This is a genomic window from Rhodothermales bacterium, assembly GCA_034439735.1.
In the GTDB taxonomy this organism is placed as follows: domain Bacteria; phylum Bacteroidota; class Rhodothermia; order Rhodothermales; family JAHQVL01; genus JAWKNW01.
In genome coordinates, this window is the sequence record JAWXAX010000034.1 from 1 (window position 1) to 15,403 (window position 15,403).

At 61.4% G+C, this 15,403-nt stretch carries 13 protein-coding genes; 3 read left to right on the forward strand and 10 right to left on the reverse strand.

Going from position 1 to position 15,403, the window contains the following annotated elements:
* Both SH809_02365 and SH809_02370 read left to right on the forward strand, forming a co-directional pair.
* Positions 1 to 266, forward strand: a 266-nt coding sequence (locus tag SH809_02365; protein ID MDZ4698526.1) for a hypothetical protein, incomplete at its 5' end; no start/stop codon positions are given.
* A gap of 62 nt (positions 267 to 328) precedes the next feature.
* Positions 329 to 1,285: a L,D-transpeptidase gene (locus SH809_02370; GenBank protein MDZ4698527.1), complete on the forward strand. Its 957-nt coding sequence runs from the start codon at positions 329 to 331 to the stop codon at positions 1,283 to 1,285.
* Here SH809_02370 and lepB (SH809_02375) read toward each other — a convergent pair.
* The 7 genes from lepB (SH809_02375) to ileS all read right to left on the reverse strand — a co-directional run bounded on the left by lepB (SH809_02375) (position 1,279) and on the right by ileS (position 10,896).
* The gene (gene lepB / locus SH809_02375; protein MDZ4698528.1) at positions 1,279 to 2,382 is read right to left on the reverse strand and encodes a signal peptidase I; all 1,104 of its coding nucleotides are present in this window, start codon (positions 2,380 to 2,382) and stop codon (positions 1,279 to 1,281) included. The genes SH809_02370 and lepB (SH809_02375) overlap by 7 nt on opposite strands.
* A 17-nt stretch (positions 2,383 to 2,399) precedes the next feature.
* Positions 2,400 to 3,533: a signal peptidase I gene (gene lepB, locus SH809_02380; protein ID MDZ4698529.1), complete on the reverse strand. Its 1,134-nt coding sequence runs from the start codon at positions 3,531 to 3,533 to the stop codon at positions 2,400 to 2,402.
* A gap of 56 nt (positions 3,534 to 3,589) precedes the next feature.
* A complete protein-coding gene (locus SH809_02385) occupies positions 3,590 to 4,381 on the reverse strand; it encodes a hypothetical protein (protein ID MDZ4698530.1) in 792 nt (263 codons plus the stop codon).
* A 73-nt stretch (positions 4,382 to 4,454) separates the two neighbouring features.
* On the reverse strand, positions 4,455 to 6,260 hold the full coding sequence (gene lepA, locus SH809_02390; protein ID MDZ4698531.1) for a translation elongation factor 4: 1,806 nt from the start codon (positions 6,258 to 6,260) through the stop codon (positions 4,455 to 4,457).
* A gap of 86 nt (positions 6,261 to 6,346) precedes the next feature.
* The gene (gene lspA, locus SH809_02395; protein ID MDZ4698532.1) at positions 6,347 to 6,997 is read right to left on the reverse strand and encodes a signal peptidase II; all 651 of its coding nucleotides are present in this window, start codon (positions 6,995 to 6,997) and stop codon (positions 6,347 to 6,349) included.
* A gap of 45 nt (positions 6,998 to 7,042) precedes the next feature.
* On the reverse strand, positions 7,043 to 7,444 hold the full coding sequence (locus SH809_02400; protein MDZ4698533.1) for a molecular chaperone DnaK: 402 nt from the start codon (positions 7,442 to 7,444) through the stop codon (positions 7,043 to 7,045).
* Positions 7,445 to 7,707: 263 nt separating this feature from the next.
* Positions 7,708 to 10,896 carry an isoleucine--tRNA ligase gene (gene ileS, locus SH809_02405; protein MDZ4698534.1) on the reverse strand — a complete coding sequence of 1,063 codons (3,189 nt, stop codon included), beginning with the start codon at positions 10,894 to 10,896 and terminating at the stop codon, positions 7,708 to 7,710.
* Between the two features lie 269 nt (positions 10,897 to 11,165).
* Between ileS and SH809_02410 the strand changes: the two genes are divergently transcribed.
* A complete protein-coding gene (locus tag SH809_02410; GenBank protein ID MDZ4698535.1) occupies positions 11,166 to 13,397 on the forward strand; it encodes a kelch repeat-containing protein in 2,232 nt (743 codons plus the stop codon).
* Between the two features lie 15 nt (positions 13,398 to 13,412).
* Here the strand turns inward: SH809_02410 and SH809_02415 are convergent, their stop codons facing one another.
* The 3 genes from SH809_02415 to SH809_02425 all read right to left on the reverse strand — a co-directional run.
* Positions 13,413 to 13,931: a hypothetical protein gene (locus tag SH809_02415; protein MDZ4698536.1), complete on the reverse strand. Its 519-nt coding sequence runs from the start codon at positions 13,929 to 13,931 to the stop codon at positions 13,413 to 13,415.
* Between the two features lie 51 nt (positions 13,932 to 13,982).
* Positions 13,983 to 14,834, reverse strand: a complete 852-nt coding sequence (locus SH809_02420) for a purine-nucleoside phosphorylase (protein ID MDZ4698537.1) — start codon at positions 14,832 to 14,834, stop codon at positions 13,983 to 13,985.
* Positions 14,835 to 14,850: 16 nt separating this feature from the next.
* The coding region (locus tag SH809_02425) for a hypothetical protein (protein ID MDZ4698538.1) at positions 14,851 to 15,403 on the reverse strand (553 nt) is incomplete at its 5' end.

The following is a 15,403-nucleotide window of genomic DNA, read 5'->3' on the forward strand; positions in this document are numbered from 1 at the left end:
ATGCTCTTGCTGTCTGCGGCGAGCCGCTTGGATTCGGAATCGCAAGCGGGCTGGAGATCTTCTTTCGCGGAGAATCCGGCGAAATCGAACGCTCGCCGCGCCAGGCCTTTCGGAAACTTGCACGCGCCGGCGCCATTACAGGCAGCACGATTGTGTTCGATACCAGCCTGACTACGCTCCAGGACGTGTTCGATGGTCGGTTCGAAGGGCCGGCGCAGGCCTCCTGGCACAGCGTCGTCTTTAAACTACCCGCGGAAGCCTCCTGACAGGTTGCCGCTGTGTTATTGATCATCACCCTGTGTCTATGTTAACCCTCTCGCTTACACGAATGTACGTTTACCGCACCCTTCTCGCGCTCGTCCTCCTCGCTGCCAGCGCCGGCCCGTCGTTTGCACAGTCCTATATCAGCCAGGAAGCGCTCGCCACTATCCTGAACAACCAGCACGGAGTTTTGGAAGAGGCGCCGGAAGTCTATTACAACTACTTCACGCTCTATAACAGCCGCGACAACAACGTCATGGCCCGGAATACCTTCTTCAAGGTGCTGGGCGATGGCGACCTCGATGTGGGCAAAGAGCGCAGCAAGCTGATCGAATTGCTTAACCGCAAGTTGGTCGCCAACCTGTCGATCGGCGATACCCTGATCGTCCCGACGGCCTACGACCTAGACTTCCGCGCGTATTCGCCCTTTCCGCTATTCTACCCCGGGGCGCAGGAATTCGATAAACTTTTTATCATCGAAAAGACCATCCAGGCCTTTGCCGCCTACGATCACGGCAAGCTCATGCGTTGGGGCATCGTGAATACAGGCTCGGAGGAGTCTCGGACACCCAATGGCCGGTATAACTTCAACTGGAAAAGCGAGTACCGCATCTCCTCCCTGAGCCCGCCCGGCGAGGACTGGGAGATGTACTGGGTGTTCAACTTCCACGAAGCACGCGGCATCCACATCCACCAGTACCCGATGCCGTCCGGTGGCCCCACCAGCCACGGATGTGTCCGGCTCGTGGATGCCGATGCGGAGTGGATGTATAACTGGGGAGAAGGCTGGCAGACCGGCAGGGGACCCGGCTTCAGTACCGGGCAGCGAAATGTCATCAAGCCAGGGACGACGGTGCTGGTCATCGGGGAGGATCCTCCCGTCCATCCCGAGCCGTTCGCCTATGAGAAACGGTTTCCGGTGCTCAAGCGCCTGATGCTGCCGGCGCATCCCTTCGATATTCCTCCGGGCACGAATCAGCAGGAGTACTTCGACCGCGTCCGCCTCGCCAGCCTGGATCAGTGAATGCGCAGGGGAATTCGATCCGCCCGAGCGCGCTTCTGATGCGGGTCCCAGGAGAAGTAGATCAGCACCGCCTTGCCGACGACATGGTCGTCCGGCACAAATCCCCACGTCCGGCTATCGAGTGAGCTGTCGCGGTTGTCTCCCATGACAAAGTAGTAGTCTTGCTCGACTACATACGTGGCGGCCGGGCGGCCATCGATCTCGAACTGGTTCTCCCCCAACCGATGCGCATCATGGCCTTCGTACCGAGTGATGATCGCCTCGTAGACAGCCCAGTTCTCATCGGACAATACGACGGTATCGCCGGCCGCGGGGATCGGCAGCGGGCCGTAATTGTCGGGCGAAAAGGTGTGGCCACTCGGGAACGTGCGGGCGGCATGACCTCCGGAACGCACGAGGGCTTTCACCTCTCCCACCTCAGGCCACTCGGCCACCTGGCGGGCGACATCGACCGTCGCCTCGAAGTCGACCGGATCGTCGCGGCGCTGCGGTAGGGTGATTTGGACGACGCCGGCCTCGGTGAGCCGTTCGATCTGCAACACTTCACCAGCCGCCGGAAAAGCGCGCCAGCGCTGCTTCATCGCGTCCGTCATGGGCAGCGCCGTCTGGCCGGCGTAGGGAATCTTGTCGATGATCGATAAGGTATCGCCAGGCAGCCCTATGACGCGCTTGATATAATGCGTCTTGCGATCGAGCGGGGCGGACTCCGTTGGGACGTTAAACACGATGACATCACCGCGCCGCACACCCGTAAAACCGGGGATGCGCAGATAGGGCAACTCTAGGCGCTCCAGAAACAATCGGGTAAAGGGGAGACCCAGCGTCACGGGTAACCGCGCGCCATAGTGCAGTTTGGAGACCAGGACGAAGTCGCCCACCTGAAGGGTGTTCTCCATCGACTCCGAGGGGATCCGAAAGGCCTCGAACAACAGGGCGCGGATGAGCAAGGCGGCAATGAGGGCGAGGGCGACGGCCCCAACCCACTCCCACAGGATGTTGCGTCGTTCGCGCCAGGTAGCCGTATGCGCCTCCTCGATGGGAGGGTTGGCATAGGCGCCGGCAAGCGGCGCGACGGAGGTTGGATCCTGCCTGTCCAAAGCGAGCGGTTGCGCGGTCAGTGGATAATCTTGAAGAACCGCCGGAAACGCGGCAGGAAGGCGTTGGCATCCCACGAGTAATAGACGAGCAGTGCCTTCCCTACCACGTGATCCATTGGCACGAAGCCCCAGAAACGGCTGTCTTCCGAGTTGTCGCGATTATCGCCCATCACGAAGTAGTAGTTCTGCGCGAACGTATACGTGGTTGCCGGCTGCCCGTCGATCACGAACGTTCCTTCCGGCGTCACCCGAACGGCGTGGTGTTCATAGCGGCGGATCACGGGTTCATAGACTGGCCAGCTTTCAGGTGTCAGCTCCACCGTCATCCCGGCGCCAGGAATGGTTAGCGCGCCGAACTGGTCCGGCGTATATCCGCGGCCCGGGGGATACATGACGCCGCTGTAGCCGGCGTTGAGGGGGGCCAGATAAGGCTCCACGCGGTCGATATAAGGCCACGTGCGAATCTGGTCGATAGCTTGCTCCGTCGCCACGACGCGGACGAGTTGCGGGTCGATCGTGGCGGAAACGGTATCCACGCCGATGGCGCTCAGGCGAGAGGCCGAAAGATGCACCCGAGGGTCGGTTTTGTAGACATTCCACAGCCGTTGCATCCCCTCGGCGAATGCCTGGGCTTCCCCATCAATATACACGATCTTATCCCGTACCTCGATCGACTCCCCCGGCAGGCCGATCACCCGCTTGATGTAGTGCGTTTTCCGGTCGATGGGTTTATCCTCGACGGGATAGTTAAATACGACGGCGTCGCCGCGTTTTACCTCCGTAAATCCCGGAAACCGAAAGTCGGGGAATTCGACGCCCGGCATGTAGATCTGCGTAAAGGGAACGCCGAGTGTGAGCGGCGTCCGGGTGCCGTAGTGGAGTTTGGATACAAAGAGGTAATCCCCCACCAGCAGGCTTTTCTCCATCGACGGGGTCGGGATCCGGAAGAGGTCGAAGATAAACGTCCGGACGATCAACATGACAATAACGGCAAACAGTAGGGCCTCGCCCCACTCCCGGAGTTTGCCTTTCTGGGCCGGCCTGCCCGAGCCCTCGGCGTCCCGGCCGGTTTCGGCGGCGCTCCGCCCTTTATCACGTGTTTTCTGCCGATCTCGGCGGCGCTTGTCTTGCGACATGGAGGAAGTCTTCAAACTACCAGCGATTGCGGTTCGACCTGGGAAAGCCGGCGGGTGCGTGGATCAACCGCCTACTCGTCGGACCGGGTGAGTGCTTGAGGCCGGGGACGTCCAAGCGCCAGGTTGGGCGGCTTTGTCCGCTCGAGAAAATAGCGTTCTCCATCGTACCCCGCATAATACCAGCTTGATTCAATGGGATTGTAATAATAATCGACGTACGGCGCCCTCCGATCCGAGCGCAGGAACTCCTCCATGAACGACTCGCGGATGCGTAATAGTATATCGCGGTAGCGGTAATCGGAGGATACGACGAGTCCGCGTTCGAGGGGGCCGTTGACATCCATCAGGAGCAGGGGGATCGAATCGTTGAGCACGAACCAGTACTCGAACTGGATATACCGATCGCGCGCGTCTCGGGTGTCGGGGGCGCTGAAAACTTCGGTGATGGTCTGGGTGGGTGGGCCGAAGTACCCTTCGAGCCGCGCACGGAGGTCGCGGGTCAGGGTGGTGTCGATCGGGAGCAGCGATTCGGTGCCGAGATACGCCCAGAGGGTGCCGGCGTGGTGTTTCTCAAACCACTTCCGTTCAACGCGACGGATGAGGCGCCACGCGTCGATGGCGAAGGGTTCGGCAGGCGAGGTTATGCGAGCGCTGCCGCTCATCGCCACGATCCACTGCAGGAGCGTGTCCGATCTTGATGGCACGTGGAGCGGTTCGGCCGGCGCGGCGCGCATGCCGCTCGCCTCCAGATGCGCTTCGGCCTGAACGGAGAAGCGCGCCATCCGGTACATCTCGGCAAGTTCCTGCCCTCGCGCGGGGCCGGCCAGGATGGCGAAGGTGACGAGAAGGAAAAACACACGCATGGTCCTGCTGAACGATCCGGATGGCGATGAGGGTAGGTACGATACGAACGAATCGCCCGGTGCGTTTCCGGCGTCAGTCCTCGATCGCCAGCACGGCGAGGAAGGCTTCCTGAGGCACATCCACGCGGCCCACCTGTTTCATGCGTTTCTTGCCCTCCTTCTGCTTTTCGAGCAGCTTGCGCTTCCGGGAAATGTCGCCGCCGTAACACTTTGCGGTCACGTCTTTGCGCATCGCCTTCACGGTTTCGCGGGCAATAATGCGCGAGCCGATGCCGGCCTGGATGGCGACCTCGAACATCTGGCGAGGAATCAGCTCACGCAGCTTTTTGGTCAGCTTGCGGCCAATCTCGTACGCCTTGTCGCGATGGACGATCGTGGAAAGGGTATCGACCGGATCGCCGTTGATCATAACGTCCAGCTTGACGAGTTCGCTCTGCCGGTAGTCGAGCACTTCATAATCAAACGAGGCATAGCCTCGCGTGATGCTCTTCAACTTGTCGTAAAAATCGAAGATGATCTCAGCCAGCGGCAATTCATAGTGGAGGTCGACCCGCTCCGTGTCCAGATACTGGGTATTGATATAGATGCCCCGACGATCCTGGCACAACTGCATCAGGCCCCCGATGTACTCAATCGGTGTGATGATCTGAGCCTTGACATAGGGCTCGCGAAGTTCGATGAATGTGCTCGGCGCCGGCAGGTCGCTCGGGTTGTCGATCACGAGAATCGACTTGTCGAGCATCTCCGCCTCGTATTTGACGTTCGGGACCGTCGTGATAATGTCCAGCCCGAACTCCCGGTCCAGCCGCTCCTGGATGATTTCCATGTGCAGCAGCCCGAGGAAGCCGACCCGGAAGCCAAATCCCAGCGCCGACGAGCTTTCGGGTTCGTAGGTGAGCGACGCGTCGTTGAGCTGGAGCTTCTCGAGAGAAGAACGGAGGTCTTCGAATTTTTCGGACTCCGTCGGGTACAACCCGCTGAACACCATCGGCTTCGACTCCATGAAGCCCTTGATGGGCACTTCGGCCGGGTTCCGGGCGGACGTGATCGTGTCGCCGACACGCGTATCGCGGACGTCCTTCACCGACCCGATCACATACCCCACCTCGCCGGCGCGCAGCTGCTCGGTCGGCTCCATGTTCAACCGCAGGATGCCGATCTCTTCCGCGTCGTACTCCTTGTAGTTGGACATGAACCGCATCCGCTCGCGCTTCGTCAGCGTGCCTTCGAACACGCGCACGTATACGACCGCGCCGCGGTACTGGTTGAACACGGAGTCGAAGATCAGCGCCCGCAGTTGTCCGTTGGGGTCACCCTTCGGGGGCGGCACTCGGCGGACGATGGCCTCGAGGACGGCGGCCACGCCCACGCCCGTCTTGGCGCTGATGGAGAGGATTTCCTCCGCCGGCTCGCCGATCAGCTGTTCGATGGTCTGGGCGATGAGTTCCGGGCGCGCGCTGGGGAGATCGACTTTGTTCATCACCGGGATGATCTCCAGGCCCGCCTCGAGCGCGAGGTACATGTTCGAAATCGTCTGCGCCTCGATGCCCTGCGCCGCGTCCACGACCAGGATGGCGCCTTCACACGCCTTCAGCGCACGCGAGACCTCGTAGGTGAAGTCCACGTGCCCGGGAGTGTCGATCAGATTGAGGATGTACTCGTGCCCATCGTCGGCCTGGTACTTCATCCGGATCGCGTGGCTCTTGATCGTGATGCCACGCTCCCGTTCGAGATCCATGCTGTCGAGTACCTGGTTCTGTAGCTCGCGCGAGCTCAGGGTACCCGTAAGTTCGAGCAGGCGATCGGCGAGGGTGCTTTTCCCGTGATCGATGTGCGCGATGATGCAAAAATTGCGGATCCTATCTTGATACCCGGTCATTCCAGAACATCTCAAAAAAACTGCTGCAGGCGGATGCTTCCCGACGCGAGCCGTCGGGCAGGAGCATCGAGAGGGTCAAACAATGTTCATTCCTGTGATGATCCCTCCGGGCGAGCGGCCTTCTCGGGGGCCGCGAGGTCCGCGCCCTCGGAGGCGCCTGCTTCGGTAACGTCGGCGTCTTCGACGTCCGACTTTTGCTGTTCACGCATCAGTTCCTCCTGGAAGGCGCCCTGAAAAAACAGGATGCCGACCACCCCAAGCACGATGGCCATGTCGGCTACGTTCCAGATGGGGAACAGCGCCGTATATTTGCCGCCAACCAGCGGCCACGCCTCGGGCAAGTACCCCCGCCAGAGGTTGACGTGGATGAAGTCCACCACCTTGCCGGCGAACAGCGGGGCGTCGTTGAACAACATCCCGTAAAACACCCGGTCGATGATGTTGCCGAGCGCACCGCCCAGAATGCACGCAATGCTGATGCGGTACGGCTTATACAGGTTTCGGACCCGATACAGATACACCACGATCAGCCCCGTCGCGGCCATGGAAAGAAACGTTACCATGCCTCGAGGACCGAACGTAATGCCGAATGCCATCCCCGGATTTTCCGTGAACGTAAACTTCAACCAGTCCCCCACCAGCGCGATGGACTCGCCCACATACATACTGCGGAGCACCATCTGCTTGGTGATCTGATCGATGACGATGATGCTAAACGTAATCCAGAAAATGTGCATAACGAGAGAACTACCCGCGCCGGCCGGCGGGCCCGGTCAAACGGGTTACTTACGCTGTTTCAGTTTGGCTTCGATGGAAATCTCGGTGTGAGGCACCGCCTCCAACCGCTCCTTTGAAATCGGGTTGCCGGTGATCTTGCAGATCCCGTAAGTTTTGTTTTTGATCCGCTCCAACGCTCGATCCAGATAACTTACGTATTTCTGCTGCCGGGCAATCATGAGGTACAACTTTTCGCGCTCCATGGCATCCGTGCCGGCGTCGGCCATGTGGAAGCTGTACGCGGTGTCGTTCTCGGATTGCTCCCGTGCATCTTGCAATGTCGCGCGCATGCGATCGACATCGTCCATCGCGGACGCACGGCGCTGCATCAGCAGGTCCTCGAAATGCCGGAGATCCTCATCGTTGAGCGCTGATTTTGCAACGATGGGCGTATCTATTTTTTCCATATCCTCCTGACGTTGTGCTGAAACCTGTTCGTTCGCACGTCCGGCGGTAGATCGCTTCATGGTCATAACATTACCATGCATGAACGGTTGTGATGGAATTCGAAGGGCTGACCGATCACTCAAACGTGAGCAGAGCCGTCAGCAGAGCAATCCACACGCGCTCGACGTGTCAGACGCTGGATATTGATCAGCAGGCCACGCGGAAGCGGCGCGCTGGAGCCGGGCGAAGAAACGTCGCGCAGTCACCTCACGATGAGGCCACATCAGGCCATTCGGTCTACTGCGAGGGTGAGTGTCTCCTCTCCTATGGAAAACGACTCCACAAGCACCCCAGCTGGATGAAGTGCCTCTTCCAACGATGCTGCCAGTGTCTCGTTCCGAATCCAGTGCGCCTGCCGGGCGATGGCTTGCGCCAGCCGGCTGGACGCGCTGTACTGAACCTGTATGCGATCCGTCACCTCAAAATCGGCCGCTTTTCGCATATTCTGGATACGGTTCACCGATTCGCGCGCCAGGCCTTCCACCAACAGGTCCTCGGAGATCGCAGTGTCCAGCGCTACGGTCACGCCGTCCTCCTGCTCCACCAACCACCCGTCGATGCCTTCGCTGACGATTTCGATATCCTCTCCTTCGAAAGGAATGGGGCGGCCGCTAATATCGAGAGAAATAGTACCTTCTTCAAGGAATCTTGAAATTTCTTCTTCGTTAAGACTTCGAATCCGTGCTGCGGCCTCCTTCATGTCGCCTCCAAGCCGCTTGCCCAATGCCTTAAAATTGGCCTTTGCCGCCCGTTTGACGACCCGGCTGGACCCGGAGACGTACTCGATCTGCTTGACGTTGACTTCATCCAGGATGATCGCGCGGACACGCTCGACCATCGCTTCAGCCGCCGCGGGCCCGGTGACGACCATGATCCGCGGCAGCGGCTGGCGGACGTTGATGCCGGCCGCGTTGCGCAGCGCGAGCACGATCGAGGAGATCGTCTGCGCCAGCGCCATCCGCTGCTCGAGCCCCTCATCCACCGCGGTCCGCTCTACCTCCGGCAGCAGCGCGAGGTGCACGGACGCCTGCGGGGACCGCCCGGTGGCGTCGTTCAGGGCGCGGTAGAGCCAGTCCCCGAAAAACGGCGCTATGGGGCTCATCAACCTCGCGACGGCCTCGAGGCACTCGTACACGGTCTGATACGCCGCCTGCTTGTCCGCTCCGTCGCCGCTTTCACCGGCCTTAGCGCTCCAGAAACGCCGGCGCGAGCGGCGCACGTACCAGTTGGACAACGCTTCGACGAACCCTTCGATCGCGCGCGCGGCACGGGTCGGGTTGTATTCGGCATAGGCGGCATCGACGGTCGCGATCGTCGTGTTGAGCCGGCTCATCACCCACCGATCCAGCTCGGTCCGCGCCGCCACGGGAATCCGCTCGCCGGCGTATGTGAACCCGTCGATATTGGCGTACGTCGCAAAAAACGCAAATACGTTCTGAAGCGTCCCGAAGAACCGCCGCTGCGCATCGCCCAGCCCCCGCTCGGAGAACTTGAGGTCCTCCCAGGGGGGCGAATTGCTCATCATATACCAGCGTACGGGGTCCGCACCGTGTTTCGCGAGTGCGGCAAACGGATCGACGGCGTTGCCCTTCGTCTTGGACATCTTCTCGCCCTTCTCGTCGAGCAAAAGTCCGTTCACGACGACGTTTTTAAACGCCTTTTCGTCCATCACGAGGGTCGCTATCGCGTGGAGCGTATAAAACCAACCCCGTGTCTGGTCGACCCCCTCGGCGATAAAATCCGCCGGGAAGTTCTGTTCGAACTGTTCCTTGTTTTCAAACGGGTAGTGCCACTGGGCGAAGGGCATGGCGCCGGAATCGAACCAGACGTCGATGAGGTCCGGCACGCGACGCATGGTGCCGCCGTCGGGCGCCGGCCAGGTGAATCGGTCCACAAACGGGCGATGCAGGTCCAGCGCATCGTCCGCCGGCAGCTGGTCGCCGCACTTCGCGCGTAGCTCGGCCACCGAGCCGATGACCTCGATATACGTCGAACCCGGGTAGTCGGACTGCCAGATCGGCAGCGGGGTGCCCCAGTAGCGCCGCCGGCTCAGGGCCCAGTCGACATTGTTCTTCAGCCACTCGCCAAACCGCCCCTCGCCGATCTGCCGCGGTTGCCAGTTAATCTGTTCGTTGAGCTCGATCATCCGCTCTTTCACGGCCGTCGTGCGGATGAACCAGCTCTCGACCGGGTAGCTCATCAGCGGCGTGCCCTTGCGCCAGTCGTGTGGGTAGTTGTGCAGGTAGCTGTCCTGCCGGAACAGTAACCCCTGCTCTTTCAGCTGGCGATTGATGACCTTGTCGGCGTCCTTGAACCACAACCCGGCCACCAGCACGGCGCGCTCGTCGAACACGCCATCCACCGTGACGGGGTTAAACATCGGAAGGCCCTGCTTGCGGCCCACCTCGAAGTCCTCGGCGCCAAACGCTGGCGCCATGTGCACGATGCCAGTGCCATCATCCGTGGACACAAAATCCGCCTCGACGACACGCCAGGCCCGATCGGCGCCTGCCTCTCCCATGAAATAGTCAAACAGCGGCTCATACCGCCGCCCCACCAGCTCGCGGCCGGTGCACGAGGACTCCTCGACATAGCTCTCCGGCAACACGGACGCGCGGGCGCGCGCCACGATCAGGCGCTCCTGGGGCTGGTCCGCCGCGGTCTGCCGGAACGTGACGTATTCGATTTTGGGCCCCACGGCCAGGCCGGCGTTGGAGATCAGCGTCCACGGGGTGGTCGTCCACGCCAGGAAGTAGGTATCCTCGGCCCCAATCTCTTTGAAGCGGACGTAGACGCTGGGGTCCTGCACCTCCTTGTAGCCGAGGCTCACTTCGTGGGACGACAGCACGGTGGTCGATCCCGGGCTATACCACTGGATCTTATACCCCTTGTACAGCAGCCCTTTTTCGTAGATCTGCTTGAGGAGCCACCAGACGGATTCGATGTACTCGTTCTTGAAGGTGACGTAGGGATGATCCAGATCCACCCAGTACCCCATCCGGGTGGTTAGCTCATCCCATTGTGCCTTGTATTTCAGCACACTCTCGCGGCAGGCGACATTGTACTTCTCGATGCCGTACGCCTCCACCTGGTGCCGGCCCTCGAGGCCGAGGGCTTTCTCGACTTCGATCTCGACCGGCAGCCCGTGGGTGTCCCAGCCGGCTTTCCGCTCGACCCGATAGCCCTTCATCGTCTTGTAGCGACAGAACGTGTCCTTAATGGTCCGGGCGAGCACGTGGTGAATGCCCGGCCGGCCGTTTGCCGTCGGAGGGCCCTCGTAGAAGGTGAAGGTCGGCGCATCGCGCCGCGCCGCGATGCTGCGCGCAAATAGCTGCTCCCGCTCCCAAAGCGCCAACATCTCCAGCTCCAGCGCAGGCTGATCGTACTGCTTTTCCTCTTTAAACATGGGCATCAACTACCGAAATGCAAGCGCCCTTTTTGAGCGCCTTTTTGAAAAGTCGGGGTGATACGTTGGGTTCAACGCATATGTTCGATGAAAGCGTTCGATCCAGAACCCGCTTCAGGCCTCCGGACGCCATCAAAAAAGTTCTTGCCTGGCCTTTCTGCGGGGGCCTTTAGCGAGACGACTGCTAGAACATCACCTCTACGCTCCACAGCCTCCTCTGGAGCCAGGAAACCCCTTTGTTTTCGTTCCTCTGTCTACGAAGCGAATTGCCTTCCATGCCGTTACGCGTCTATCGCCCGGCGCCAGTCGTACCGACCGCGCTCCTGTGTTTCCTTGTCCTCTTTATTGCCCTCCCGGCTGCGCGCGCGCAGGAATCGACGGGTGCGTGGTCTACGGTGAATACAACGAATTCCCCCACCGAGCGCCACGAAAACGCCTTTGCCGAGGTCAATGGCAAGCTGTATTTGATCGGGGGCCGCGGAGTCAAACGGGTCCAGATTTTTAATCCAGCGACGAATGTATGGACCGATGGCGCCAATCCGCCCTTCCAGATGCATCATTTCCAGGCCGTGGTTCGGGGTGATCTCATCTACATCGTGGGCGCCTACACGGGGACGTGCTGCGATAGCGAATATGGAGTGGATCATGTCTATTACTACAACACGGCGAATAATACCTGGAACGAAAGCCACGAAGTGCCGGCTAACCGCCGCCGCGGCTCGGCCGGCGCCGTACTCCACAACGACAAGATATATCTCGTCGGCGGCATCGAAGGCGGCCACGGCTCGCCGGCCTCCGGCTACACCTGGTTCGACGAATACGACCCGGTGACGGGCCAGTGGAAGGTCCTGCCCGACGCTCCGCGCAAACGGGACCATGCCCATGCGGTCGTTTATAACAACAAGCTGTATCTCACCGGCGGCCGCGACACCAGCAACCCGAAATTCACCTCGGCGAACATCGGGGAAGTCGACATCTACAACTTCGCGACGGGCACCTGGTCCACGCTTTCGACTTCCCACAACCTGCCCACGCTGCGCGGCGGCACGACCTCCGTGCTGTACAACGGGGAGATTCTGGTGATGGGTGGCGAATCGTCGAAACAGACGCTGGCGCACGACGAAACGGAGGCGTTCGATCCGGTGGCCCAAATCTGGCGCACGCTCGCGCCGCTGAACGTCGGCCGGCACGGCACCCAGGCGGTCGTCTTCGACAACGCCGTGTTTATCGCCGCCGGCTCGGCGCAACAGGGCGGCGCGCCGGAGTTGGACTCCATCGAGCGGTTTGACAACGCATCGACGAACACGACGACCGTGGAGCTGTCCCTTCGCTCGGGATGGAACCTCATGGGGCTCCCGCTCGACCCTGTCGATCGCTCATCTGACGCCGTATTCGCGGACGTGGCGCTGAGCGATGTCCCCATGACCTGGGGTGATGCGGAGGCCTACATCGGCCACCCCGAGTTGTCGGTCGGGACGGCCTATTGGGTCCACGTGGACGGCCCGGCTCAGACGCAAAACGTCTCCGGCCAACCGATCGACGCCATCCAGATCCCGCTGGAGTCCGGCTGGAATATGATCGCGGGCCCCACATGCGACGATGTCGTCCTGCGCGGCATCAGCACGGACCCGGTCGCCTCGATCGTCACCGAGACGTTGTATGGGTGGGACGATGTGTATACGCCGGCGTATACGACGACTTTCCCGCGCGGACGACTCGACCAGGGCGTCGGGTACTGGGTGTTCGCCAACAAGGATGCGTTGCTGACGCTCGATTGTGGAACGGGCAAGATGGCCGAAGAGGCGCCGGCCGTAGCTGAAGATCTCGACGCCTTCCACCATCTCGACATCACCGATGCCGGCGGCCGGAACGGCCGGCTCTTTTTCGGAGCCGTGCTGGCTACGCACGATGCGGCAGATTCGTATCGCCTCCCGCCCCGCCCCGACGCCAGGCATTTCGACGTCCGATTCAGCACCAACAGCCGCCTGGTCGAAACGCCGGAGGCTGTGGTCCGCATCCAGTCGAGCCAGCGCCCCTTCCAGGTACGCGTCGACGCTCCCGTTAGCACGAACGCCCGGTACCGGGTGGAGGCGCTGGTGGCGGGGCAGGCCGTCGGCACGTACGCGATGCAGGCCGGGGAAGGTATCCAGATCGACAATCCCTACGTCAGTTCCCTTCGCATCGCGCTGGCAGACGCCCCCGAGGCATTACACGAGTCGGCCCTGCCCGAAATGGCTCTTCGTGTCGCCGGCAGTTATCCGAATCCGTTCGCCGATCATACGACCCTGCGGTACGACCTCCACGCCGAGGCCCACGTCCGCATCGAAATTTTCGACGCCCTTGGCCGCCGGGTACACACGATCGAACGTCAGGATGCCGCCGGTGCCGGCCACGAGGCCACGATCGAGAGCGCCAGCTGGCCGGCCGGCCTGTACCTCTACCGGATCGAAGCCGCCTCCGCCGATGGCGTCGCGACCCGGACGGGCCGACTGCTCCTATCCCGCTGACCCGGGACATCAGCCTCAATCGATCCCCAGTTCGAAGCGGCCGCGCAGTTCCTGCACGTACAACCCCACCTCGTTGCGCAGTTCGAATACGCGTTCGTAAAGGACGTTGTACGCCGGCGTGGCCATGTATGGGGCGGATCGCAGTCCGGGCAACAGCTCGAGCGCCGCATTGGCACACTGGAGGGCGCGTTTGGTGCAGGCGATGTATCCGCCGATGTGATCGCGATCCATCCCCAGTCCGTGCCCACGTGCAATATTAGCCGGGATCTGGAGCGTATTGGCGCAGAAATGTACGAATGTAGAGTCCTTCTGATCACCCGGAATACCATCGGACCAGGCCAACACCCGGTTGGCGAGTTTGTATGCGTGCTGATAAACGGGCAGTGCCAGGAGGTCGTCTAATGTCGGCGCGTCGTCGTCCTCATCCCCCTCCTCGAACGAGATGGGATGGCCCGAGCTACGATTCACCCGCTCGTCGTCGTTGCGTAGAAACGCCTCCCACGCATGTTCGTCCCAGATGTCGTCTTCAGGCATCGTCTCACCTCGGGTCGAATAATAGCCCGCCGGCGCTGTGTCTGAATCGTGTCAGAGACGCGCCAGCACCTGTCGGACCAGCCCTCCCAGCGCCGGCTCGGCGCGGGCCGCGGCAGCGAGGATCTCCGGGATCGTTATCGGCTCCAGGGCATCGGGCATACAGAGATCGGTTATCACGGATATTGCAAGAGTCCGCATGCCCATATGGCGGGCTACGATCACCTCGGGCACCGTGCTCATCCCCACGGCATCCGCACCGATGGTGCGCAAAAAGCGGTACTCGGCGCGTGTCTCCAGGTTGGGGCCTACGACCGCCACATACACACCCTGGTGGAGGCGGATCCCCATTTCTAGCGAAGCATCCTCCGCGAACAAGCACAGTGTCCGGTCGTAGGGATCGCTCATGTCCGGAAAACGAGGGCCCCAGGCATCCAGGTTAGGGCCGGTGAGCGGGTTGACGCCCTGGAGGTTGATGTGATCCGTGATCAGCATCAAGTCTCCCCGTTCCATGGTAGCATCCAAGCCGCCAGCGGCATTTGAAATCAGCAGCACCTCGACCCCCAGCGCACCGGCCACCCGTACCGGGAACGTCACTTCCCAGGGGGAATAGCCTTCGTACAGGTGGAAGCGCCCCTGAAAGACCATGACGGGGACCCCTTCGAGCCGGCCGAGGTGGAGCATGCCGGCGTGGCTCTCAACCGTCGACAGAGGGAAATAAGGGATTTCCACGTACGGCAGCGTCCGCACGATATCCATGTCGCGAACGAGACCGCCGAGCCCGGAGCCAAGAATCAGGGCAGCGCGCGGCTGCACCTCGCTGGCGGCGCGGATCGCCGAGGCAGCCGCTTGAACGTGCTCCAGGTAACGGTCTAGATCGTACGAGATACGGTTCTCCGCATGCATGGACACCCGAAACGGTTCAGTCCAGGTCGTTGAGAATTCGCCGGATTTTTTCGATTTCTTCCGGAGTAGCGGTCAAGTCGTCGTGGTCGTCGTGACCACCAAAGAGCGGTCGTTCAAAGGTATCTGGGATGGAATCTCCCTGGGGGCCGTGTGTCGAGATGATCGGCGTGCGCACCCAGCTCCCCCCCTCGCGCGGCGAGGGTGGCGGGGGTGGCGGGGGCGCCTGCTCGTCGAACGGCGAGGGCGCGGTTCGGTAGTCGGGCGCGGCCGTAAAGGGCGGCGTGGCGTAGGGAGGCTCGTCGTACTGGAACGGATCCGCCGGCTCGTCCTCCACATGCATCCAGGGCTCCTCCTCTTCGGGTTCGGCCGAGGTAAAGAGGGTTTCGGATTCTACGTGGTGCGCGGCCGTGGTGACCGTAGCCTTGATAAAATCGAGTTCATCCGAGCTGAGTCCGCCCAGTTCCTCGGGCACGTCGTTGCTAGCCTGGTGATGATCGACCACCGTCATCCGCGGCGAGGGCGGAGGCGGGGGGGCGATGTGTTCGACGGGCGGCGGCGTCCGCTCGACG